We start from the raw sequence: 21039 nt of genomic DNA on the forward strand, positions 1-21039 counted from the left end.
AAAAGTTATATTTGTAACATTAAATCATTATTCAGTTATATATACTGTTGGCTATGAAGTTTGGAATCATCAAAGAAAGAAAAAATCCACCGGATAGAAGAGTAGTTTTTACTCCAGAAGAGTTAGTACGCTTACAATCAGAGCATACCGATGCAGTAATAAAAGTGGAAAGTTCCGATATCAGAATTTTTTCTGATGACCAATATCGTAATTTAGGACTTAATGTCACTACCGATTTATCAGATTGTGATGTGCTTTTTGGTGTAAAAGAAGTGCCAGTAGATGCCTTAATTCCAAACAAAAAATACTTTTTCTTTTCGCATACGATTAAAAAACAGCCATTCAACAGCAAATTGTTAAAAGCTATTTTAGATAAAAATATCGAATTATACGATCACGAAACTATTGTAGATGCTACCAATCACAGATTAATTGGCTTTGGTCGTTATGCTGGACTAGTTGGTGCTTATAATGGATTTAGAGGATTCGGAATTAAATACGATTTATTCACTTTGCCAAAAGCGGAAACCTTAAGTGGTAAAGAAGATTTAATTGCACGTTTAAAACGACAAACACTTCCAAATATTAAAATTGTACTTACCGGACATGGTAAAGTTGGAATGGGAGCTAAAGAAATTTTAGATGGAATAAAAATCAAACAAGTTAGTGTTGATGATTTTTTAAATAAAAACTACACAGAACCTGTTTACACTCAAATCGACGTATTGGATTATAACAAACGTGTTGATGGACAGATTTTGAATAATACTGATTTCTACAAAAATCCTCAAGATTACGTTTCTAATTTCGAACGATTTACTAAAGTTTCTGACATGTTTATTGCAGGGCATTTTCATGGAAATGGTTCGCCAGATATTTTAACTAGAGAAATGTTAAAAGCAGCTGATAATAAAATTCAAGTGGTTGCAGATGTTTCATGTGATGTTGATGGTCCAATTGCTTGTACTCTTAAAGCATCGACCATTGCTGAACCATTTTTTGGTTATTTACCAAGTGAACACAAAGAGGTTTCTTATACACATCCAGCATCTATCATGGTAATGTCGGTAGATAATTTACCTTGTGAATTACCTAAAGACGCCAGTGAAGGTTTTGGAGAAATGTTTATGAAATATGTAATTCCAGCTTTCTTCAATGGAGATAAAGACGGAATTCTTCAAAGAGCCAAAATTACAGAAAACGGCAAATTGGCAGAACGTTTTAAATATCTACAAGATTACGTAGATGATAAACAAGAAATGGCAACAGCTCAATAATATTATGAAACTCGATCTTAATCGGGTTTTTTTATTGAAATACAATTTATATTCTTTTTTTTAAAATGTAAATATTTAAAAATGAAATCTTTATGTTTTTTAACGTAAGCTTCTTATTTCATAAATCAACACAATTAAGTATTTATTCAAAAATTAAATTAAATTTGATGAATTGAAACAAACCAATTATAACTAACCATACATTTTCTTATGAATACCAATCAAAATTCAACAAACTATCCAGCTTTATATACGCTGATTACTGTTTTCTTTTTCTGGGGATTTATTGCAGCTGGAAATAATATTTTTATTCCATTTTGTAAAAGTTATTTCTCTTTAGATCAATTTCAATCGCAATTAGTAGATTTTGCCTTCTATACAGCTTACTATATTGGAGCTTTATTGCTTTTTGCTCTAGGAAATGCATCTGGAAAAGACGTAGTAGGAAAATGGGGATATAAGAAAAGTATCGTATACGGTTTATTATTTTCTGCTTTAGGAGCAGGAGCAATGATTGTTGCAGTTGAAGCTAATTTATATGCCGGAATGTTAGTAGGTTTATTTATTGTAGCATTAGGATTTTCATTGCAACAAACCGCAGCCAATCCTTTCGCGATTCTATTGGGTGATCCAAAAACGGGAGCTAGTCGTGTAAATTTAGGAGGAGGAATCAATTCTTTAGGAACGACAATTGGACCTCTTATTGTGGCTTTTGCGTTATTTGGTTCAGCCAAAACAATATCGGATGATAAAATTAAATCATTAGGTTTAGATAAAGTAGTTTTACTTTACATAGGAGTAGGTTTCTTATTTATTGCAGCTGCAGCCTTATTTTATTTTTCGAAGAAAGTACCAACAGGAATTGCAAATGAACCTATTGAAAAAGCAAATAAAGCACTTCGCACATTAGTTGTTATGACGATTTTATTAGCGGTGATGTTTACTCCTGTTTTTAATAGTTATAAAACAGAAGAAGCTAAGAAAATTGAAACTTTAGAATACGATTTAAGTGTAGCTAAAACTCAAAAGGCATTCAATTCATTAAAAGAAATGACGGGAAATGAAATAGGAGCCTACAAAGCAAAATTAGAAAAGAAACAAGCTGAATTAACAATACTTAAGAAAGACATTGAACAATTCAGAATGTATTGGTTAACTGGTGCTTTGTTAGTTGTTATTGGAGGATTGTTGTTTTCTTACACAGCAGCACAAAAGAAAGCCGAAGGTTGGGGAGCTATGCAATATCCACAATTGGTTTTAGGTATGTTGGCCATTTTTACGTATGTTGGAGTTGAAGTTGCTATAGGAAGTAATCTAGGTGAACTATTAAAATTAGAAGAATTTGGAAGTTTACAATCATCTGATATTGCACCTTATGTTTCTATGTATTGGGGAAGTTTAATGATTGGACGTTGGGCAGGAGCCATTAGTGTATTTAATTTACAAGGAATGAAAAGAACAATTGCATTAATTGTGGTGCCATTACTTGCATTTGCTATCATTTTAGGTATTAATATAATTTCAGGAAAAGACATGAAACCTCTGTATTACTACGTAATTTGTGTGGTGTTACAAATTGCAGCTTTCTTTTGGAGTAAAGATAAACCTGCAAGAACGTTAATGATTTTTGGAACTTTTGGAATTGCCGCTATGATAATCGGATTAATGTCTACTGGAACTATTGCTATTTATGCCTTTTTAGCTGGAGGATTAGCTTGTAGTATCATGTGGCCAGCTATTTTTAGTTTGTCGATTATTGGATTAGGAAAATATACTTCGCAAGGTTCAGCTTTCTTGGTAATGATGATTTTAGGAGGTGGAATTATTCCTCCATTACAAGGAAAATTATCTGATATTATTGGTATTCACCAATCGTACATCGTAGGTGTTGTTTGTTTTGCTTACCTAACATTATTCGCTGTATTAGTTAAAGGTATTTTAAAGAAACAAAACATTGATGTAGATGCTATTGAAGTAGAGGGAAGTCACTAAAAGTAAAAAGGATAATGGACAAAGTATAAACCTCCGTCAGAAATAATATTCTGACGGAGTTCTGTTTTTTTATTTATTCCACTCAATTTTTCTGGAGAAATACATCACAGCAGCTAGTATTAAAAACAATCCAATACTTCCTACTAGTAAAGCATAATCTTCTAATTGGATAATCACATAAATAAAAGTATATAAAACACTTAATGAAGCGCCAATAAACATTGGAAACTTTTTGTCTTTTAATATCGAAATCGAATAAAGCGAAATCATAATGATGACAGATGCTCCGGCAATCAAATAAGCAAAAGAAAACGTACTGTGTTCAGTAATCGAAATTAGTAAAGTGTAAAACATAATCAAAGCAATTCCAATCATCGAATACTGAAAAATATGAATGTTAATTTTACTAATCGACTGAATCAAAAAGAAGATTAAAAAGGTTAATCCAATGACCAAAAATCCATATTTAGAAGCGCGTTCGTTTTGTTGGTATTCGTCAACCGGCGTAATAAAATCTACTGCAAAAGCGTATTTGCCTAATTCAGGTAAAACTTCAAAATAGTTTTGAGCAAACGGTCTATTAAAGTGTAGTATTTTCCAATTGGCTTCAAAGCCGTTATCCGTAATTTCTCTAGAAATAGGCGAGAAGTTACCATTGAAGTTCGGCGAATTCCAATTTGAAGTCATTTTAGCATCAGTCGTTTTTCCAATGGGAACCATTTTTATTTGCTTGCTTCCGTTGAATGAAATATCAAAGTTAAATTGACATTTATTTTGAAGTGATTTATAATCAAAATAATTGGTTTCCAAACTTTCAATACTGTCATTTGTTGCATTGGCAACCGATTCAAACGCTAAATTCTGATTGCCAATTTTTATTTTTACTTCATCTTTTAAGCTTTTTAAATTGGTAGTTCGAATTATAATTTTGGCACGATTCCAGTAAATGTTTTCGGACGGAATACCTTTTGACCCAAAATTAGGATTGTTGTATTTTCCGTTAAATTGCATTTTTGTGGTAAAAACATTTGATTTATAAATACTTCTTTCCAAAGGTTTTACCATGGTAACTTCGGTTTTGTTGTTCAAAGTTTCTGGAAAGAAATAGCCATAATTATTAGCTCCCGACATAGGGTCTTTGTAAGGTACTTTTAAAATTGGACCATAAAAATAAACGGAATTTCCCCATTTTGAAGTGGTTTCCGAAATAACTTCTTTTTGTCGCACACTGCGTTCTACAATTAATTCTTGTACTAAGGCTAATGGAATGATTAATATTATTGTTAAAATTCCTACCATTATCATTTTGGCGGTTGTGGTTTGAAAGAATGGTATTTTTGGTTCTTGTTGCATTGGTGTTTCCATGATTTTTAATTAAAAAGGTGAATTTGATGTGATTGATTTGATAATAATTGAAAAATAGACAAATGCAATAGGAACATTTGCTAATACTATTGCAGTTTGAATTGCAATTTTTTTTCTCTGAGACGGTTCTGTTATGAAGTTTATGAATAAATTAATTGCTACAATTATGTTTGTAAATAGAGCAGCAATTACATACAGAATTCCGATGTAAATAATGTTATCCCATTTTGGAAATATGAAATAGCTCAAAAAAAGTATTGTTCCTATTAAAAATGAAAGTAAGGCAACTTGTATGGGAAATGGTAACATTAAAATTTTATTTTCCATGGTAAATTGATTTTAGATTATTGATTAAATTTTTAGTAATTTCTTTAAAAAGGAATAAAACAATAAGAATTGTCATGATAAGAGTAATGAGCTTATTCATTTTGGTTCAGATTAAATGTTTGTTGAATTGTTGAAAGTGGAATTGTAAGCATTTTGTAAAAGTCTAAATCGTAAAAACGATGTGCTTTTTTCCCTTGTTTGTATTTTTCATAAAAGTTTTTATATTCGAATGGATAAAATAGTATTCCAGTGGCGATTACTATAAATACAAACGGACTCCTTTTTCCGTTTCCTAACAGAATAAATTGCATGTCTATTTCATCTTTAACAGATATTCCTGTATTGGTAAGTACATGAAAAACATCGTGTTCTTCCAAAGTAGCCTGAATATTAAAATTGTATTTTAACAAAAAACAACCATACTGAAATCCTAAACTTTCTTGCGGAAGCTTTAGAAAATCTTGCATAGAAATATCCCAAGCTTTAGTTTGTTTAAATAGAAATTGATAAGGCACTTTGATGATTCTGTACAGAGTTTCGATTATGATTTCTTTCATTTTATTAAATTTAAAAGTACTTTGAATTTCAAAGTAAATAGATAAAAAAATAGGTTTAACTTTTCTTAATTAATTTTTCAAGCGCTTCGATGTGAGAAGTAAAGGCAATTCTTCCTTCTTTTGTAGCACTATATTTTGTGTTGGGTTTTTTGCCAATAAATTGTTTTTCAATTTGAATGTAATTTTCTAATTCTAATGCTTTGGTGTGCGAGGCTAAGTTGCCATCGGTTACACCTAAAAGTTCCTTTAGCATATTAAAATCTGCACTTTCATTCACCATCAATACCGACATAATCCCCAAACGAATTCGGTGATCAAAGGCTTTGTTGATATTTTGGATGATGTTTAGCATTTAAAAGGTTAAAAGTTTTGGTTTTATAAATTTTGTTGTGACATGAAATATTAAAGTTATCATTATTGTATATAACAAGCAAAAAGGGTAACCAAAAAAGACAAAAATTCCAAATCCAGAATCATTTATTAAATTATTTTCAAGTTCTTCCAACTCATATGTCATTTCCTCTTTTGAGAAAAATCCGTCGTTATTAATGTCATACTTTTTCATTTCTTGTTTAATCTTATAACTTTCATATTGAAAAGCTAAAATGGGGATTAAATATAAAATAACTGATGAAAAAAAGATAATTTTAAAATAACTTATTTTTTTCTTTCTAAGCCAAAATATACATAATAATAAAAGAGAACTTAATCCAACCAAAAAATACATCTTACTTTCTCTCGTATTTAAAATACATTAAACTTCCATATAAAATATGGCAACCTCCAAAACCTAATGCCCAGAACAACAATCCGTAGCCTAAGAACCAAGTCGAAAATAAACCTAAAGCTATCATCGTAATTCCTAAATAACGAACATCTCCTAAAGTATATTTGCTAGCATTTACACAAGCTAATCCGTAGAATATCAAAGTTAATGGAGCAACTAAACCCAACATATTTTTTTCGATTAAAAAGATAATAAAAAATCCACCAGTTGCCAAAGGAATCATAAAGTTGATAACTAATCTTTTAGAAGCGCTGTTCCATACTTTGTCATGACTTTTTCTCGCTTTGCTGATACTCAACACAATTCCTGTTACAATCGACAACACTAAAACAGAAGTGGCAATAATCAATAATCGAATTACTGCATCTTCAGAAATGATTAAATCACGATAAGCTCCCATTGTTGAAGTATCAAAGTAAATGGTTTTATAAGCTAACCATGCTCCAACCAAAGCATAAACGCCTGCTAAAATTCCCGATAAGCCACTCAAAGATATAAAACGTGATGATTTGTTCATCAAATTTTTGATTTCGGTAATGTCGTTAAGATATTTTTCGTTTTCCATTTTAAAGTACTTTGAAATACAAAGTAAATAATAAATATTTTGTTGACCAAACATTTTTTACATTATTTTTGAAGAAATCATTTTCTATGAAACCTACAGAAGCCTATATACTCCGTCAACCCGAACAATTCCAAGTGATGATGTTACATGTGCTTGCAGTAGTAGAGGAGGAGCTTTCGCAATCAGAATTGCTATTTAAATGGGGAATTCCGTACGTGTATTATAAAAAAAAGCCATTTTGTTATTTAGCTCCTAATCATAAAAAGGGGTTTTTAGATGTTGGTTTTGCCAAAGGATTTGAGTTGAAAAGGAATCAAGAAACTCTAGTTGATGAAAAGAGAAATACCGTTAAATCGTTACGTTATTTTTCTATTGAAGAAATAGATAACGCTGTTTTAAATGATGTTATTTCGGAAGCAAAATTGCTTTATTAATAAAAAATCACGAACTCGTTCAGAATCCGTGATTTGTATAGTAAGCAATTTGATTACAATCTGAAAATTCCACCAACCGCTATAATACGTTGGAAAAACCAAAAATTTTGTTCAGCATAATCAGCTTTATCATTAGTAGTTCTGATATTATTCATATCAATATAACCTCCTTTTAATTCGGTTTGTATGAAAAAGTATTTAAAGAAGGTAAAATTTAATCCTACTTTTGCTGAAAGACCATATCCGGCAACATTAAAATCATCATGACGTTCTTTGCCTAATAAAGTTGCATTTGTTTTAGGATATAAAAATCCACCACCAATTCCTTCAGTTAAATTGATTTGAAATTTATCGGTATTTGGTAATCCAATTAAGCCAGATATATCATCTACACGAGAAATTTCGGTATTTACATAATTTAAACCATCAGTGTGCTCAAACAATAAAAAATCTTCATCTAATGTTAGTTGGCCATCTGCTGGATTTTCGTTATAGCTCCCTGCATTTGGATAATAACCTGTGTAGTCAACTCTTCTATCGTTATACATTACATATTTCATATGGTCAAAACCAATTGAAATGTTGTAATGGTCGTTTATGAAATATCCAATTCTTAAATTAGTTTGAGGAATAGTCATTCGCGCCGGATTTACATAATCAATATGCCATCCTTTTGGTTTGTCATGTGCCGAAACATTGTGAATTGTAAAATCGTAATCCGCACCTTTAAAACGAATGTCAGATTTGGAATAGGTTTCGCGATTTCCACCCCAAAAAACATAAAATTTACCTTTGTTTTTACTCGTGTATTTTTCAGGATTTTCGACTGTTTCTTGCGAAAAGGTGTACTGTGAAAAAACACAAAAAGTTAGTACAACCATTAAAAATGGATGTTTCATTAAGATATTAAAATTAAAATTGATTTACGGTTTTGCGAATGGCAACTAATTTAGTCATTAAGTTTTCGAAATAATCTAAGTGTAACATATTAGCACCATCGCTTTTTGCATTTGCTGGATCGAAGTGTGTTTCAATAAAAATTCCGTCAACACCAACAGCGATTCCTGCTTTTGCAACAGTTTCAATCATATCTGGACGACCACCTGTTACACCAGCTGTTTGATTAGGTTGTTGTAATGAATGTGTTACATCTAAAACTGTAGTGGCATAGTTTTGCATGGTTGGAATTCCTCTAAAATCTACAATCATATCTTGGTAGCCAAACATTGTTCCTCTATCGGTAACCATTACATTTTGATTTTGGCAATCCAAAACTTTTTGAACGGCATGTTTCATACTTTCTGGACTCATAAATTGTCCTTTTTTCAAGTTTACCGTTTTACCTGTATTTGCAGCGGCAACTACTAAATCAGTTTGACGTACAAGAAAGGCTGGAATTTGTAAAACATCAACATATTCAGCTGCCATAGCAGCATCTTCGTTAGTGTGAATATCGGTTACAGTTGGTACACCAAATTCTTTTGATACTTTTTGTAAAATTTTCAATGCTTTTTCATCTCCAATTCCAGAAAAACTATCAATTCTAGAACGATTTGCTTTCTTGAAAGAACCTTTAAAAACGTATGGAATTTGTAATTTATCAGTAACCGAAACTAATTTTTCAGCAATTCGCATAGCCATTTCTTCGCCTTCAATAGCGCAAGGACCAGCTAATAAGAAAAAATTACCACTGTCTAAATGTTTAATTTGAGGTATGTTTTGTAAATTCATGTTGTGTTGATTTTGAAGTTGCAAAGATAAAAATAAAAACCTTCTAAACAGCGGTTTAAAAGGTTACTTATGTTACACTTTATTTAAAATGTTTTTTATTTATCACGGGTAGTTAGTTTTTTTATAGAAAATCCTTTTGGGCACACTATTTTTCCTTTTTCAAAAATATTGAAATACATTGTAATTTTTTTTGTGGTACCTTCAAAAGTAACTTCATAAATTCCAATAGTTCCTGCACCCATATTAGTGTTTTTTGTTGGAAAAGGGCAACAAGTATCTACTTTTCTGAAGCTAATTTTTTCACCATTCGGACCTTCTAAACCATTAAAATAATATTCAATGTTTATAGTTTCTTGTTTTTCATGAATAAAACCAATATTAACGGGATAATCTGGATCAAACCCATATTTGTTATTTTCAGCATATTCTGTAATAACATATCTATTATCAGTAAATGAAGGTCTTTTGGCATTATTATCAACATTTTTCAAAGTTGATTTAGTACTTACACAACTGGTAATTAAAAATGTGGTAAAAATTAAAAGTAAGTATTTCATTTTAATTTGGTTTAATCGTTGAATCTGAAGTTTTTGGTTTTAAAATATAAGCAACAATCGCGCCAATTACTATTCCAAATGACAAACCTCCAGAAATACTTTGCCAAATATAGGCTGTTAAATTAAAGTAACTTTTTGCTTCTTCTAAAGTTAACCTTTTACTTTCTACTGAAAGAGTAATAAGCTTATCAAAATAGTTTGGAGTAATAAATTCATGTGTAATAAATTGTGTTATTGGACTAAATATTACCACAATAAAAGAAATAACTACTCCTGAAATAAAACCTTGTTTCCAATTCATTTCTCCGTTGTAATAGTTTTTCTTTTTATCACTTAAAGCTAAATAATACAATAGAAAATTCGGAAAAATAATTAACATCGTAAAAAACATTTGCCATTTAATTTTTTCGTCATGAAATCCCAATTGTTTTTCTAATGTCATCCATGCCAAAAATATAATTGACATAATTACAGCCCATTTTAATTCTATTTTAAACTTTTTCATTTTCTATAAAGTATTTTATTGCATCAAAATTAGCCAAAATTGTAACAATTGTTACCAAAACCAATCTTAATTTCTATTTTTGTACAAAATTGCAAAAAAATATGGAATTTATCTACGGAACATGGCATTGGTTAATTTCTGGTTTTTTAATCGGAATTACTATGCTTATTTTAACCTACTTTGGAAAAAACTTTGGAATGTCGTCTAACTTAAGAACGATGTGTTCTATGGCTGGAGCAGGAAAATTTAGTGACTTTTTTAAATTTGATTGGCGCGAACAGAAATGGAGTTTAGCAGTTGTTTTAGGAGCAATTGTTGGTGGATTCATTGCTTATCATTTTTTATCAAATGGAACTGGAGTTAACTTAAATCCTGAAACAGTAAACCAATTACAAACGCTTGGTATTGAAGCTCCAAACGGAAAATTGCTTCCAGATGCGATCTTTAGCGTTGAAACATTACAAACACCAAAAGGATTTGCCATTTTATTAATTGGCGGATTACTAATTGGTTTTGGAACGCGTTATGCAGGCGGATGCACATCAGGTCACGCTATTTCAGGTTTGAGCAATTTGCAATTACCATCATTAGTAGCAGTAATTGGATTTTTTATAGGCGGATTACTGATGGCACATTATTTATTACCACTAATTTTTAAAGCAGCATAATTATGAAGTTAGCACGTTTTTTTCTAACCGGAATTTTTTTCGGAATTGTTTTAACTAAGGCAGAAGCTGTTTCTTGGTATCGTATTTACGAAATGTTTCATTTTCAATCATTTCATATGTTTGGAATTATAGGAACGGCTCTTTTTACAGGAATTGTGGGTTTACAAATCATAAAACGTAAAAAACTTAAAGATTTTAACGGTTTTCCAATTAAAATTATTGAAAAAGAACCTGGTTTTTGGAGGTATATAATTGGAGGATCACTTTTTGGTCTTGGTTGGGCATTGGTTGGAAGCTGTCCTGGTCCCATTTATATTTTATTAGGAACAGGAACTTATGCAATAGCAGTTGTATTATTAGGAGCATTATTAGGAACCTATATTTACGGGTTATTGAAAGATAAATTGCCTCATTAAAGTTGCGTTAAAGTAACAAAAGTTACGGTGTTTAGTTTGTAGATTTTGTAAATTTGTATTTCTTAAAATATAATATCATGAAAGCTACAGTATATATACAAAATTTGAAATGTGGCGGTTGTGCCAATACAATTACTAAAAATATTGCAACCCTTGATTCAATTATTGATGTTTCAGTAAATGTTGAGGAAAGTTCCGTTTCTTTTGATTATACAACAGAGGAAAAACTTATTGAAGTTAAAGATAAATTAAAAGCTTTGGGTTATCCAGAAGATGGAGAAGCAAATAGTTTAGGTTCAAAAGCCAAATCGTATGTGAGTTGTGCTATTGGTAAAATGAGTTAAATAAAAAAATCCCGCAAATAGCGAGATTTTTTTATTTATATAATTTCTGCACTTAATCCAGCATCTAATAATGCTGAACATTGCGGCTTAAGTTGGTCAATCGGACCCGTTTTAACCGTGCATTTGCCTTTATAATGTACTAATAATGCACATTGTTCAGCCTGTAATTCATCATGTTTACAAACTCTTATTAGAGTATCAATAACATGGTCAAATGTATTTACATCATCGTTGTGTAAAACAATTTCGTTATTAACGCCAACAGCTTCTGCTACTAAAACTTCTTCTTGTACTTTTTCTATCGTGCTCATTTTCTTTACGTTTGAAAGTTCTTTACAAAAATACTGAAATCAAATTCAATTTCAAAAGTCAATTTCAAAAATCAATTTCAAAATTCAAGTTCAATTTCATTATTTAAAAAAAGTTAAACTCCCAACTTCCATCTCCCAACTCCTAACTATTTGACAAACTTCAAAGCAACCCAATTGTTTCTTTCAAATTGTTTTACATAAGTTAATCCTTTAGATGTACAACTTTCAGAAATCACAGGAATATCTTCAGTATAAAAACCGCTTAAGAATAGAATCCCGTTTTCGTTAAGACAATCTACATATTGTTGCATATCGTTTAAAAGAATATTACGATTGATGTTTGCAATGATAATATCGTATTTTTTACCCAATAACAAAGACGCATCCCCTTCGTAAACCGAAATATACTTGCAATTATTACGTTCGGCATTTTCAATGGAATTTAGGTAACACCAGTTGTCAATATCAATGGCATCAATTGGTTGAGCACCTTTCATTTCAGCTAAAATGGCTAAAATAGCAGTTCCGCAACCCATGTCTAAGGTTTTTTTATTCGTAAAATCGGTTTCCAAAATATGTTGAATCATCATGTGAGTGGTTTCATGATGACCTGTTCCAAAACTCATTTTTGGTTCAATTACAATATCATATTCGGCATTAGTTTTTTCATGAAATGGCGCTCTTACATGACATTTTCCGTCTACTTCAATCGCTTCAAAGTTTTTTTCCCATTCTTCATTCCAATTCACTTGTTCAATTTCTTCAAAAGTATAATCGATTTTAAATTCGGGATTATCTAAAATTTGAATATCTTCTAAAATAGTTTCGCTCCACAAATCTTTTTGAACGTAGGCTGAAATCCCTGTTTCGGTTTCAATAAAACTTTCAAATGCTTTTTCTCCTAACTCAGCAATTAAAATTTCACTTCCTAATTCTAATGGAGTAATCGTAAAATGATATCCAATGTATATGTTCGACATAACTGTATTTTTTGCAAAGGTAGTATTTAGTTGATATTTAATTTTACTTTTGCAAAAAATAAACTAATTTCAGCATAATGAAAAAACTAATTTCTTTTTTCCTACTTTTTTTATCATCAGTATCATTATCACAAATTAAACTTGAAACAAAAAATAATGATTTAAAATTAGAAGCATTACCTTATTATAGCTATGGAAAAGGACTTGGAATAACATCACCAGATAGTTTATTTCAATTGAATATTCGTTTTAGAATGCAAAATCGTGTAACTTATTTTGAAAATGAAGGTGAAGATGCTGCATATTCTGGCGAAATTAGACGTTTACGTTTGCGTTTTGATGGTTATGTTGGTAATCCTCACTTTTTGTATGTAATTCAATTATCATTTGCACCGGGTGATGTAGGAGAAATTCAAGATGGAGAAAACATCAATATTATTCGTGATGCTGCCGTTTTTTATCGCCCAAATAAACATTGGAGTTTTCTTTTTGGACAAACCAAATTACCAGGAAATCGTCAACGTATAAATTCATCTGGAGCTTTACAATTAACCGATAGAAGTATCAACAATGCTCGATTTACTATAGATAGGGATTTTGGTTTTCAAGCCTATTATTTGAACGAAAATAAAGATAAATTTTCATACAATGTAAAAACGGCTGTTTCTACTGGAGAAGGAAGAAATTTTACAAAATCTTCAGATGATGGAGTAGCTTTAACTGGAAAATTAGAGTTGATGCCTTTTGGTTCATTTAAAAACGATGGTACTAATTTTGAAGGAGATTTAGGCCGAGAAAAATCACCAAAATTATTACTTTCTGGAGCTTTTCATCAAAATAATTTAGCTAAAAGAGCACAAGGTCAACTTGGAAACGATTTATTTGAACAAAAAACCATGAAATCGGTTTTATTAGATGCGATGTTAAAATATAACGGTTGGAGTTTAATGTCGAGTTATATGTCGCGTTCTGCTAAAGATCCAATTGCATTTAACCCTGAGGACATTACAGAATTTAATTATGTACCAGTAGGAAGTGGAATGGATTATCAATTGAGTTATGTTTTTCCAACAAATTATGAAATTATTGGTCGTTTTTCTACTCAAAAAATGCACGAAGATATTCAGGCTTTGACTCCTGATTCGAAACAATATTCGTTAGGTGTTACTAAATATTTATGGGAGCATGCTTTTAAATTACAAGGAGAAGTTACTTTGTCTGATTTAGATTATTTTGACGGAAGTAATAAACAAAATTGGTATGTTCGATTACAGCTTGAAATCGGAATCTAAGTTTTAGAAAATATCGCTTAAAACCACAATTCAGTAATTGATTTGTGGTTTTTTTATTTTCTGTATTTCGGATTTTAAACTTCTAATTTTTAAAATGCTTACCTTTGCACTATATTTATTTTTATTATGTTACAAATAGGGGAGTTTAATACGTTGAAAATTCTTAGAGATACTAAGGTCGGTTTATTTTTAGGAAGCGAAGAAACACAAGAAGATGATGTTTTGTTGCCTAATAAATATGTACCTAAAGAATTTTCTATTGGAGAAGATTTAACTGTATTTATATATTTAGATCATGAAGAACGTCCTGTAGCAACTATACTTAAACCTTATATTAAACTGAACGAATTTGCGCATTTAAAAGTAAATTACATGAATCAGTTTGGTGCTTTTTTAGATTGGGGATTAGAGAAAGATTTATTTGTTCCGTTTAAAGAGCAAGCGCGTCCTATGGAAGTTGGAAAACGTTATTTGGTTTACATGCACATGGACGATAAAACGAATCGTTTGGTAGCTTCAAGTAGAACGAATAAGTATTTGACGAATGAAAATGTTGATTTGGAACCCAATGAAGAAGTAAATATCTTAATTTCTCATATTACCGATGGAGGAATCAATGTTATCATCAATCAGAAATACAAAGGTTTAGCTTATAAAAATGAAGTTTATACAGATGTGAAACCTGGAATGAAAACCATTGGTTACATCAAAAACATTCGTCCTGACGGAAAAATTGATGTCTTACTTCGTAAAGTTGGAGTGGAAGCAATTGAACCTTCATCTCAAATTATTTTAGACGAATTAAAAGCCAATCGTGGTTTCTTAAGATTAACAGATAATTCACATCCAGAAGACATTAAAACGGTATTGAAAATGAGTAAAAAGAATTTCAAAAAAGCCGTTGGGAATTTATACAAACAACAATTAATCGAAATAAAAGAAGACGGAATTTATTTGGTTTAAAATGACAAAAAAGAATAAAATATATCTTTTTCTTAGCGTTTTAGTTTTATTACTAACGTTTGTTGCCATTTTTCAAAATTTTGAAACCGTTCACTTTATTGGTTTTGAAACCGAAATTATTTGGATTCCAATTTGGATTGCTGTTGTAATTTTACCACTTTTAAATTTATATAAAATTGCTACAAATACGGACGATTATAACAAATATTATTGGATATCGTTAGTCTTAAACGTCCTTACAATCCTTTTTGTTCTTCGCTATTTTAAGATGAATTTGTTTTAATCTGTTAATAGTTCTAAAGCTATATGATCTACTTCAGTAGCTGTTCCATTTGCTGTTATTCTTAAAGTGTATAAACCATTTGATAGATTTGTAGTTTCATCATTATAAAATGTATTCGAAAAATTATTTCCGTTAATTGTAAATTCAACAAAACTATCGCTATCAATAATACTAAAAGTATTATAATTTGAAACTTGATTTGAAGCAATGTTATTATATACAATTTCGCCACCTGTTGTATGTATAATTACATTTTCATAATTATACTGACTATTATTTGAAACTCTTATTTGAATCTGATTATCTTGAATACTATTGTCATCATTATCAGAGCAACTAATAAACAAAATAAGTAGCGTAAAAAGCATTAATTTGTTCATAGATTTTTTTATTGAATTAAAAAGTTTTGAATTGAATTAACTTATATAAGTAAAATTAGTATTTTATTCTAATTATTTGCCTTCTTCGTCATTAAATTTAAACGGATAATCGCCAAATTTTGGAGCCAATCTCTTAGTTTGATAAGGTTTTCTTGTAAATCTATTAGAAATAGCAATTATCGTAACCGAATCTTTTTGTAAAGTTACGTAAGCTGAAGTATTTCCGTGCCACCAACCGTTGTGAAAGAAATATTGTTGTCCTGTTTCAAATTCTAACATACGAATTCCTAAACCATAATTTCTTGTTCCTTTGCGTTCGTAGCTATACCCTTTGAACATTTCGGCTTTCATAGCTGGACTCAAAAATTTATCTGAATATAAAGCCAAATCAAATTGTAATAAATCGCGTGGTGTTGAGTAGATATTTTTATCGCCATACACTTGGTCTAGATATTCAAAAGCTAATCGTAAATAATTATTTTTGTAGGACTGACTCACGCTGTCTTGCTTTGTTAAATCATCAAAAACAAAAGTATTTTTCATACCTAATGGATCAAAAATTAATTCTTGCAGTACTTGTGAATAGGTCTTTTTCTCAACTTTTTCAATGATTAATGCCAATAAAGCATAATTAGTATTACAATATCCAAAACGAGTTCCAGGTTTTGATTCTAACCCAATATTTTTAGTTGCTAATAACGTTAAAACATCTTGATTGGTTAATGTTTTCTTTTTATCCCAAACGCCTTTGTCATCAGTAAAATAAGCGTAATTTCGTAACCCACTTCTGTGATTTAACAACATTCTTACCGTTGTTTTTTCGTGTGGAAATTCAGGTAAAATAGAGGTTACTAAATCATCTAATTTTAGTTTTTTTGCATCAACTAATTTTAAAATGGTTACAGCAGTTATTACTTTACTCACAGATGCTACGTGCAAAGGTGTATTTTGTTTGATGGAATCACCTTTTTCTTTGTAGGCATATCCGCTATAATTTTCATAAAGAATTTCACCATTTTTTGCGACTAAAAACGAACCACTAAAATCTTTTGAATTAAATTTCTTATCATAAAAAGCTTCCACTTCATTACCCATTTTATTTTTATAAATAGTGGTAAGTGGCGAAAAATTAACAGCAAATTCAGATACGTCTCCATTCATATCTTTAACTGTAGACTCTTTTGCTTTGTCTGGCTTATCTTGGCAACTTATAACTAAAAATAATAGGCTTATGGTGAGTAATTTATAAATCATAGGGGTTATTTCTTAATCGTAATATTTGGGTTTAGTTGTGTTAGTTCTAATGTAAATTGATCTCTGTTTTTAGGAGAAATAAATACATCATCAAATTGATTATAATGAATAATTAATCCTTTATGACTCCAACCTAATTTTAAAGTGATCGCCACAAATATAGAATTATTGTACTCAATTTTCCGAATTTTTTGAATAGGAATTTCACCTTTTATAACACCACATTGGTATTTTAATTCAGTTTTATAAATGGTATAATTTGTATTGAAAAAACTATGCAATAAAAATCCAGTTAAAAGTCCAATGATTCCCATTCCAAAAAGTACTCCAATTGGATCTTTTTCGGTAGTGTAAGCAAAAATCATAATTCCGAAAACACTTATTAGAATTCCGAAAACAAAATAAATAAAAATGGTTTTTTCTGATTTATACTGCATTTTTATTCATTCTTTTTAAAATTAGAGCATCAGTAATAAATATGATTATTATGAATCCTATTGCAAACAAGGGTAGAGTTATTAAAAAAATATCATAAAAATTACAAAGTCCATTTTTGCCTATTGTAACTTTAACTAAATCATAAAAAATATAATATGCAAAATAAAAAGTAATGGTTAAAATAATAGAATAAACTAATTTCCAAAGTATTATTTTAAGTTTTGAAAGTAGCTTTTTTCTAATTTTAATAGTAAGATAAATAAACAAACCATAGAGTAAAGTAGCAATAAATAAAGCAAATTTTAAAGGGCCAATTGCTATTAAAAATTCAGATAAACCAGAAATTTCTGGAACCATTTTAAATTTGAAATCCTTATAATTTTGGTTAATCTGAAAATGATAATTATTTTGATTACTACTTGCTAGTTTATGAGACAAATTGGTTAAATTGTAATCTTTAGGTACTGTAACATCAATAGTAATTGTTCCAAATTCTTTCCAATATTTAGAAGGATATAATAAATACTCAAAATCATAATTTTGTGTATATCCATAAGTATTAGAACCTAAATTGGCTTTGTATGTTACTTCAATAACGTTTGATCCTTTTTTCAAATGGGCTTCAAATAAAAAAACATCCATTATGTTTTCTGAAAATTCAGTTTCTTTATCAAATTTAAAGTGCAAATTATATTCACTATCATTTAAAACGGTAGAAATACCATATTCTTTAAAAAATGGAGAATCATAAGAATAATATTGTTTTTCAATAGTAACACCATTCATCTTCACCAAAGCTTCTTTTCTTAAATCTTTTGCCAAGAAAAGCAAAGGGAGTTTTCCAGCTTTATCCGATTCTATAAAATAAGTAATATGTAAAGTAGCAACACCTTCATATACAACAATCTTAATCTTTTCCTTTTTTACAGAAATTTTTTTGGAAGATAATATAGTAGAATGTTTGCTACCGTCAAAATAAGGATTTGCCATATTACCATTAGATACTATGGAGAAAAACAATAAAAGTAATACGTAAAGTTTCTTTAACATTAAATGCCTAATTTCTTCTTAGTTTCCTTTAAAATTCCATCTTTATGAACCAAAACAGAAATAGCTTTTAATTTCATATAAGGCACACTCATGTATACATATCCTCCGTTAGCTACTTTTTTTTCGTCACTTCCCCAAGAATTTTTTACTTTGTAATACGTGTTTCCTTTTTGATCTTTTACTTTTCCAACTATGTGCATTAAATGGTCGTCAGTGGTAGATAAATTTTCAAATTCTTGTTGGCGATATTCTGGTGTGATATTTTTTTCAATTATAATTTCGGCTAAACCAGTTTTAGTATCTTCTTCTTTTTCTGGAACAAAAGCCATTCCATATTTTCCTGAAAATGTTGCTTCCGAAACATCACAATCTAAAGAAAGCGAGTAACCATTAGCCAAAGCATTGTCAATATTAGCAATGAATTCGTCTAATGGCAAATTATACATACCTCCGTTTGAAAAATTATCTGGGATATTTAAAATGAACGGTTTGTAATTCGCTTCATGTGTAAACGAAGTCAGTGTAACATAATTTTCAGTCTTAATTTTAGTAAATTCAGCAAATGATTTCGGAGTGTAATTTTTGCCTTCGTATTCAAATTTTGTTGGAATACTTCCCAAATAAATATCCAAAACAGCATTAACCGCTTGTTTCCAATTTTTAGATAATTTACCACTTGGATTTGAAACGTATGTTTTTAACATGGCTTCTAAAACCGCCACCATTTCAGCATGATTATGTTTGTTGGCGTCATCATTTAGTCCATCAAAAATGCTATTCGGAACCAAACCATTTTTAGCAACACTATTTAATACATCATGTGCCAAAGCACCTTCACTAAAATTTGCTTTTCCTTGACGCATTACATAGTTTTCGGCTTTAGCCAAATATGTGGTTCGGGCTTGAAACATCTCCGAAAGGTCGATTTTCTTTCCTGTCAAACGAATAATTTCGGATTCTAAAAACGAAGAAGTAGAGAAACTCCAACACGTTCCCGTAATATCTTGAGAGATGACCGGCAAACATTCCACATCATTAACTTTCTGAAATTCATAGTTTTGAGCCGAAGCCGAAAATAGTCCAGATGCAAACAGCAATCCGATATATAGGTTTTTCATAAATCTTATTGTTTTGAACTTGCAATATAATGCAAAAAATGAATTATTTTTACCAAAACAAATACAAAAATCAAGGGCAAGTTCAAATTCAATTTTAAAAGAAAATATCAAGACATTCATGGAATTAAACGAACCAACAGAAAGAATATTCAATTTAGATGAAAGATTAGTTAGATTTGCTGGAGAATCGATTTTCTTTGTTAGAAAATTAGCTAAGGCATATGAATTAGAATACTACAAGAATCAATTAATTCGTTCTTCTGGAAGTGCTTCTTTAAACTATGGTGAATCTCAAGGAACAATTACGGATAAAGATTACGTTTTTAAATTGTCATTAGTTGTAAAAGAATTAAAAGAATCAAGAAATTCACTCCGAGTTTTAAATTACATTAAAGAAGGTGAAGAGAATGAAAGAAATTGGCTTTTGTTAGAAGTAGAAGAATTAATTGCAATTACATCAAGAATGATGTTGAACAAATTGAAATAATATTTTTGAATGCAATACTTTTGAAATTGAACTTGAATTTGCCCTTGTCATTGAAAAATAAAATAAATTTAAAATTATGACCACAATCAACTGGAAAACCGTAAGAGAATTTGAAGATATAACGTATAAAAAATGCGATGGCGTTGCCAGAATTGCTTTCAACCGACCTGATGTTAGAAACGCCTTTCGTCCTAAAACAACAAAAGAATTAATTGAAGCATTTTATGATGCTCAAGAAGATACGTCAATAGGAGTAGTGTTGCTTTCTGCGGAAGGACCAAGTTCTAAAGACGGTATTTGGAGTTTTTGTAGTGGTGGCGACCAAAAAGCACGTGGACACCAAGGTTATGTTGGTGAAGACGGTTACCACAGATTGAATATTTTAGAGGTACAACGTATGATTCGTTTTATGCCAAAAGCCGTGATTTGTGTAGTTCCAGGTTGGGCTGTTGGTGGCGGACATTCGCTTCATGTGGTTTGTGATTTAACGTTAGCCAGTAAAGAACACGCTATTTTTAAACAAACCGATGCTGATGTAACGAGTTTTGATGGTGGTTACGGTTCTGCTTATTTAGCAAAAATGGTGGGACAAAAGAAAGCGAGAGAAATTTTCTTCTTAGGTAGAAATTATTCCGCTCAAGACGCTTTTGAAATGGGAATGGTAAATGCAGTAATTCCACATGCTGAGTTAGAAGATACTGCTTACGAATGGGCACAAGAAATTTTAGCAAAATCTCCAACATCAATTAAAATGCTAAAATTTGCAATGAATTTAACCGATGATGGCATGGTAGGACAACAAGTTTTTGCAGGTGAAGCCACTCGTTTAGCCTACATGACAGACGAAGCAAAAGAAGGAAGAGACGCCTTCTTAGAAAAACGTAAACCGAATTTTGAAAAGAAATATTTACCTTAATTAGAAAATAGAACAAAGAGAAAAGAATAAAGACCTTTAATA

28 protein-coding genes are annotated in these 21039 nt (G+C 30.3%); 11 read left to right on the top strand and 17 right to left on the bottom strand.

Annotated features, from left to right (window positions below):
- The first annotated feature begins 53 nt into the window (after nucleotides 1–53).
- Together GFJ94_RS11620 and GFJ94_RS11625 are read left to right on the top strand one after the other, a co-directional pair.
- On the top strand, nucleotides 54–1277 hold the full coding sequence (locus GFJ94_RS11620) for an NAD(P)-dependent oxidoreductase (protein ID WP_153201697.1): 1224 nt from the start codon (nucleotides 54–56) through the stop codon (nucleotides 1275–1277).
- A 210-nt stretch (nucleotides 1278–1487) separates the two neighbouring features.
- A complete protein-coding gene (locus GFJ94_RS11625) occupies nucleotides 1488–3269 on the top strand; it encodes an MFS transporter (protein ID WP_153201698.1) in 1782 nt (593 codons plus the stop codon).
- A gap of 69 nt (nucleotides 3270–3338) precedes the next feature.
- On the opposite strand, the gene creD is transcribed toward GFJ94_RS11625, so the two are convergent.
- The 6 genes from creD to GFJ94_RS11655 form a co-directional block, all read right to left on the bottom strand.
- Nucleotides 3339–4634 (bottom strand): cell envelope integrity protein CreD, encoded by a 1296-nt coding sequence (gene creD, locus GFJ94_RS11630; protein ID WP_153201699.1) that lies wholly within the window; start codon nucleotides 4632–4634, stop codon nucleotides 3339–3341.
- 9 nt (nucleotides 4635–4643) lie between these two features.
- Complete coding sequence (locus GFJ94_RS11635; RefSeq protein WP_153201700.1) at nucleotides 4644–4961, bottom strand: hypothetical protein; 318 nt, start codon at nucleotides 4959–4961, stop codon at nucleotides 4644–4646.
- A 92-nt stretch (nucleotides 4962–5053) separates the two neighbouring features.
- Nucleotides 5054–5518, bottom strand: a complete 465-nt coding sequence (locus GFJ94_RS11640) for a hypothetical protein (RefSeq protein WP_153201701.1) — start codon at nucleotides 5516–5518, stop codon at nucleotides 5054–5056.
- Between the two features lie 55 nt (nucleotides 5519–5573).
- A complete protein-coding gene (locus tag GFJ94_RS11645; RefSeq protein ID WP_133606851.1) occupies nucleotides 5574–5870 on the bottom strand; it encodes a transcriptional regulator in 297 nt (98 codons plus the stop codon).
- Nucleotides 5871–6245, bottom strand: coding sequence for a hypothetical protein (locus tag GFJ94_RS12630; RefSeq protein ID WP_203228658.1), 375 nt, complete (start codon nucleotides 6243–6245; stop codon nucleotides 5871–5873). It abuts the gene before it with no gap.
- Nucleotide 6246: 1 nt separating this feature from the next.
- Nucleotides 6247–6870, bottom strand: a complete 624-nt coding sequence (locus GFJ94_RS11655; RefSeq protein ID WP_153201703.1) for a hypothetical protein — start codon at nucleotides 6868–6870, stop codon at nucleotides 6247–6249.
- A gap of 86 nt (nucleotides 6871–6956) precedes the next feature.
- Here GFJ94_RS11655 and GFJ94_RS11660 point away from each other — a divergent pair, with 86 nt between their 5' ends.
- Nucleotides 6957–7304 carry a DUF1801 domain-containing protein gene (locus GFJ94_RS11660; protein ID WP_153201704.1) on the top strand — a complete coding sequence of 116 codons (348 nt, stop codon included), beginning with the start codon at nucleotides 6957–6959 and terminating at the stop codon, nucleotides 7302–7304.
- A 53-nt stretch (nucleotides 7305–7357) separates the two neighbouring features.
- Here GFJ94_RS11660 and GFJ94_RS11665 read toward each other — a convergent pair whose 3' ends face one another.
- The 4 genes from GFJ94_RS11665 to GFJ94_RS11680 form a co-directional block, all read right to left on the bottom strand.
- Nucleotides 7358–8203: a hypothetical protein gene (locus tag GFJ94_RS11665; RefSeq protein ID WP_153201705.1), complete on the bottom strand. Its 846-nt coding sequence runs from the start codon at nucleotides 8201–8203 to the stop codon at nucleotides 7358–7360.
- A 13-nt stretch (nucleotides 8204–8216) separates the two neighbouring features.
- Nucleotides 8217–9035, bottom strand: a complete 819-nt coding sequence (gene kdsA, locus GFJ94_RS11670) for a 3-deoxy-8-phosphooctulonate synthase (protein WP_153201706.1) — start codon at nucleotides 9033–9035, stop codon at nucleotides 8217–8219.
- Nucleotides 9036–9130: 95 nt separating this feature from the next.
- The gene (locus GFJ94_RS11675) at nucleotides 9131–9592 is read right to left on the bottom strand and encodes a 2-dehydro-3-deoxyphosphooctonate aldolase (protein ID WP_153201707.1); all 462 of its coding nucleotides are present in this window, start codon (nucleotides 9590–9592) and stop codon (nucleotides 9131–9133) included.
- 1 nt (nucleotide 9593) lies between these two features.
- On the bottom strand, nucleotides 9594–10097 hold the full coding sequence (locus GFJ94_RS11680; RefSeq protein WP_153201708.1) for a DUF4199 domain-containing protein: 504 nt from the start codon (nucleotides 10095–10097) through the stop codon (nucleotides 9594–9596).
- A gap of 101 nt (nucleotides 10098–10198) precedes the next feature.
- On the opposite strand from GFJ94_RS11680, the gene GFJ94_RS11685 reads away from it, so the two are divergent.
- The 3 genes from GFJ94_RS11685 to GFJ94_RS11695 all read left to right on the top strand — a co-directional run bounded on the left by GFJ94_RS11685 (nucleotide 10199) and on the right by GFJ94_RS11695 (nucleotide 11525).
- Nucleotides 10199–10765: a YeeE/YedE family protein gene (locus GFJ94_RS11685; protein ID WP_153201709.1), complete on the top strand. Its 567-nt coding sequence runs from the start codon at nucleotides 10199–10201 to the stop codon at nucleotides 10763–10765.
- Between the two features lie 2 nt (nucleotides 10766–10767).
- Complete coding sequence (locus tag GFJ94_RS11690; protein ID WP_153201710.1) at nucleotides 10768–11181, top strand: DUF6691 family protein; 414 nt, start codon at nucleotides 10768–10770, stop codon at nucleotides 11179–11181.
- 77 nt (nucleotides 11182–11258) lie between these two features.
- On the top strand, nucleotides 11259–11525 hold the full coding sequence (locus GFJ94_RS11695; RefSeq protein ID WP_153201711.1) for a heavy-metal-associated domain-containing protein: 267 nt from the start codon (nucleotides 11259–11261) through the stop codon (nucleotides 11523–11525).
- 35 nt (nucleotides 11526–11560) lie between these two features.
- On the opposite strand, the gene GFJ94_RS11700 is transcribed toward GFJ94_RS11695, so the two are convergent.
- Both GFJ94_RS11700 and prmA read right to left on the bottom strand, forming a co-directional pair.
- The gene (locus GFJ94_RS11700) at nucleotides 11561–11836 is read right to left on the bottom strand and encodes an ATP-dependent Clp protease adaptor ClpS (RefSeq protein WP_153201712.1); all 276 of its coding nucleotides are present in this window, start codon (nucleotides 11834–11836) and stop codon (nucleotides 11561–11563) included.
- Between the two features lie 146 nt (nucleotides 11837–11982).
- Complete coding sequence (gene prmA, locus GFJ94_RS11705; protein ID WP_153201713.1) at nucleotides 11983–12816, bottom strand: 50S ribosomal protein L11 methyltransferase; 834 nt, start codon at nucleotides 12814–12816, stop codon at nucleotides 11983–11985.
- Between the two features lie 77 nt (nucleotides 12817–12893).
- On the opposite strand from prmA, the gene GFJ94_RS11710 reads away from it, so the two are divergent.
- The 3 genes from GFJ94_RS11710 to GFJ94_RS11720 all read left to right on the top strand — a co-directional run bounded on the left by GFJ94_RS11710 (nucleotide 12894) and on the right by GFJ94_RS11720 (nucleotide 15354).
- Nucleotides 12894–14108, top strand: a complete 1215-nt coding sequence (locus tag GFJ94_RS11710) for a porin (protein WP_153201714.1) — start codon at nucleotides 12894–12896, stop codon at nucleotides 14106–14108.
- Between the two features lie 126 nt (nucleotides 14109–14234).
- Entirely contained in the window at nucleotides 14235–15071 is an 837-nt protein-coding gene (locus GFJ94_RS11715; protein ID WP_153201715.1) for a S1 RNA-binding domain-containing protein, read from the top strand.
- A 1-nt stretch (nucleotide 15072) separates the two neighbouring features.
- Nucleotides 15073–15354, top strand: coding sequence for a hypothetical protein (locus GFJ94_RS11720; RefSeq protein WP_153201716.1), 282 nt, complete (start codon nucleotides 15073–15075; stop codon nucleotides 15352–15354).
- Here GFJ94_RS11720 and GFJ94_RS11725 read toward each other — a convergent pair.
- The 5 genes from GFJ94_RS11725 to GFJ94_RS11745 all read right to left on the bottom strand — a co-directional run bounded on the left by GFJ94_RS11725 (nucleotide 15351) and on the right by GFJ94_RS11745 (nucleotide 19594).
- Nucleotides 15351–15734, bottom strand: coding sequence for a hypothetical protein (locus GFJ94_RS11725; RefSeq protein WP_153201717.1), 384 nt, complete (start codon nucleotides 15732–15734; stop codon nucleotides 15351–15353). The genes GFJ94_RS11720 and GFJ94_RS11725 overlap by 4 nt on opposite strands.
- Before the next feature lie 72 nt (nucleotides 15735–15806).
- Nucleotides 15807–16988, bottom strand: coding sequence for a serine hydrolase (locus tag GFJ94_RS11730; RefSeq protein ID WP_153201718.1), 1182 nt, complete (start codon nucleotides 16986–16988; stop codon nucleotides 15807–15809).
- A 5-nt stretch (nucleotides 16989–16993) separates the two neighbouring features.
- A complete protein-coding gene (locus GFJ94_RS11735; protein WP_153201719.1) occupies nucleotides 16994–17425 on the bottom strand; it encodes a PH domain-containing protein in 432 nt (143 codons plus the stop codon).
- Nucleotides 17415–18476 (bottom strand): hypothetical protein, encoded by a 1062-nt coding sequence (locus GFJ94_RS11740; RefSeq protein WP_153201720.1) that lies wholly within the window; start codon nucleotides 18474–18476, stop codon nucleotides 17415–17417. The genes GFJ94_RS11735 and GFJ94_RS11740 overlap by 11 nt, the downstream gene beginning before the upstream one ends.
- Entirely contained in the window at nucleotides 18476–19594 is a 1119-nt protein-coding gene (locus GFJ94_RS11745; protein WP_203228659.1) for a C1 family peptidase, read from the bottom strand. Before GFJ94_RS11745 ends, GFJ94_RS11740 begins: the two co-directional genes overlap by 1 nt.
- Before the next feature lie 118 nt (nucleotides 19595–19712).
- Between GFJ94_RS11745 and GFJ94_RS11750 the strand changes: the two genes are divergently transcribed.
- Together GFJ94_RS11750 and GFJ94_RS11755 are read left to right on the top strand one after the other, a co-directional pair.
- Nucleotides 19713–20081: a four helix bundle protein gene (locus tag GFJ94_RS11750; RefSeq protein WP_153201722.1), complete on the top strand. Its 369-nt coding sequence runs from the start codon at nucleotides 19713–19715 to the stop codon at nucleotides 20079–20081.
- A gap of 76 nt (nucleotides 20082–20157) precedes the next feature.
- Nucleotides 20158–20997: a 1,4-dihydroxy-2-naphthoyl-CoA synthase gene (locus GFJ94_RS11755; protein WP_153201723.1), complete on the top strand. Its 840-nt coding sequence runs from the start codon at nucleotides 20158–20160 to the stop codon at nucleotides 20995–20997.
- Nucleotides 20998–21039 lie beyond the last annotated feature (42 nt).

It is taken from the genome of Flavobacterium sp. LMO8 (assembly GCF_009495755.1).
Taxonomy (GTDB): Bacteria; Bacteroidota; Bacteroidia; order Flavobacteriales; family Flavobacteriaceae; genus Flavobacterium.

Coding starts and splice junctions, on each gene's coding strand:
- GFJ94_RS11720 (WP_153201716.1), top strand. CDS start 15,073: ATGACAAAAAAGAATAAAATATATCTTTTTCTTAGCGTTTTAGTTTTA.
- GFJ94_RS11730 (WP_153201718.1), bottom strand. CDS start 16,988: ATGATTTATAAATTACTCACCATAAGCCTATTATTTTTAGTTATAAGT.
- GFJ94_RS11750 (WP_153201722.1), top strand. CDS start 19,713: ATGGAATTAAACGAACCAACAGAAAGAATATTCAATTTAGATGAAAGA.
- GFJ94_RS11740 (WP_153201720.1), bottom strand. CDS start 18,476: ATGTTAAAGAAACTTTACGTATTACTTTTATTGTTTTTCTCCATAGTA.
- GFJ94_RS11620 (WP_153201697.1), top strand. CDS start 54: ATGAAGTTTGGAATCATCAAAGAAAGAAAAAATCCACCGGATAGAAGA.
- GFJ94_RS11690 (WP_153201710.1), top strand. CDS start 10,768: ATGAAGTTAGCACGTTTTTTTCTAACCGGAATTTTTTTCGGAATTGTT.
- GFJ94_RS11710 (WP_153201714.1), top strand. CDS start 12,894: ATGAAAAAACTAATTTCTTTTTTCCTACTTTTTTTATCATCAGTATCA.
- GFJ94_RS11660 (WP_153201704.1), top strand. CDS start 6,957: ATGAAACCTACAGAAGCCTATATACTCCGTCAACCCGAACAATTCCAA.
- GFJ94_RS12630 (WP_203228658.1), bottom strand. CDS start 6,245: ATGTATTTTTTGGTTGGATTAAGTTCTCTTTTATTATTATGTATATTT.
- GFJ94_RS11665 (WP_153201705.1), bottom strand. CDS start 8,203: ATGAAACATCCATTTTTAATGGTTGTACTAACTTTTTGTGTTTTTTCA.
- GFJ94_RS11700 (WP_153201712.1), bottom strand. CDS start 11,836: ATGAGCACGATAGAAAAAGTACAAGAAGAAGTTTTAGTAGCAGAAGCT.
- GFJ94_RS11695 (WP_153201711.1), top strand. CDS start 11,259: ATGAAAGCTACAGTATATATACAAAATTTGAAATGTGGCGGTTGTGCC.
- GFJ94_RS11745 (WP_203228659.1), bottom strand. CDS start 19,594: ATGAAAAACCTATATATCGGATTGCTGTTTGCATCTGGACTATTTTCG.
- prmA (WP_153201713.1), bottom strand. CDS start 12,816: ATGTCGAACATATACATTGGATATCATTTTACGATTACTCCATTAGAA.
- GFJ94_RS11655 (WP_153201703.1), bottom strand. CDS start 6,870: ATGGAAAACGAAAAATATCTTAACGACATTACCGAAATCAAAAATTTG.
- GFJ94_RS11735 (WP_153201719.1), bottom strand. CDS start 17,425: ATGCAGTATAAATCAGAAAAAACCATTTTTATTTATTTTGTTTTCGGA.
- kdsA (WP_153201706.1), bottom strand. CDS start 9,035: ATGAATTTACAAAACATACCTCAAATTAAACATTTAGACAGTGGTAAT.
- GFJ94_RS11635 (WP_153201700.1), bottom strand. CDS start 4,961: ATGGAAAATAAAATTTTAATGTTACCATTTCCCATACAAGTTGCCTTA.
- GFJ94_RS11640 (WP_153201701.1), bottom strand. CDS start 5,518: ATGAAAGAAATCATAATCGAAACTCTGTACAGAATCATCAAAGTGCCT.
- GFJ94_RS11675 (WP_153201707.1), bottom strand. CDS start 9,592: ATGAAATACTTACTTTTAATTTTTACCACATTTTTAATTACCAGTTGT.
- GFJ94_RS11685 (WP_153201709.1), top strand. CDS start 10,199: ATGGAATTTATCTACGGAACATGGCATTGGTTAATTTCTGGTTTTTTA.
- GFJ94_RS11625 (WP_153201698.1), top strand. CDS start 1,488: ATGAATACCAATCAAAATTCAACAAACTATCCAGCTTTATATACGCTG.
- GFJ94_RS11755 (WP_153201723.1), top strand. CDS start 20,158: ATGACCACAATCAACTGGAAAACCGTAAGAGAATTTGAAGATATAACG.
- creD (WP_153201699.1), bottom strand. CDS start 4,634: ATGGAAACACCAATGCAACAAGAACCAAAAATACCATTCTTTCAAACC.
- GFJ94_RS11645 (WP_133606851.1), bottom strand. CDS start 5,870: ATGCTAAACATCATCCAAAATATCAACAAAGCCTTTGATCACCGAATT.
- GFJ94_RS11725 (WP_153201717.1), bottom strand. CDS start 15,734: ATGAACAAATTAATGCTTTTTACGCTACTTATTTTGTTTATTAGTTGC.
- GFJ94_RS11715 (WP_153201715.1), top strand. CDS start 14,235: ATGTTACAAATAGGGGAGTTTAATACGTTGAAAATTCTTAGAGATACT.
- GFJ94_RS11680 (WP_153201708.1), bottom strand. CDS start 10,097: ATGAAAAAGTTTAAAATAGAATTAAAATGGGCTGTAATTATGTCAATT.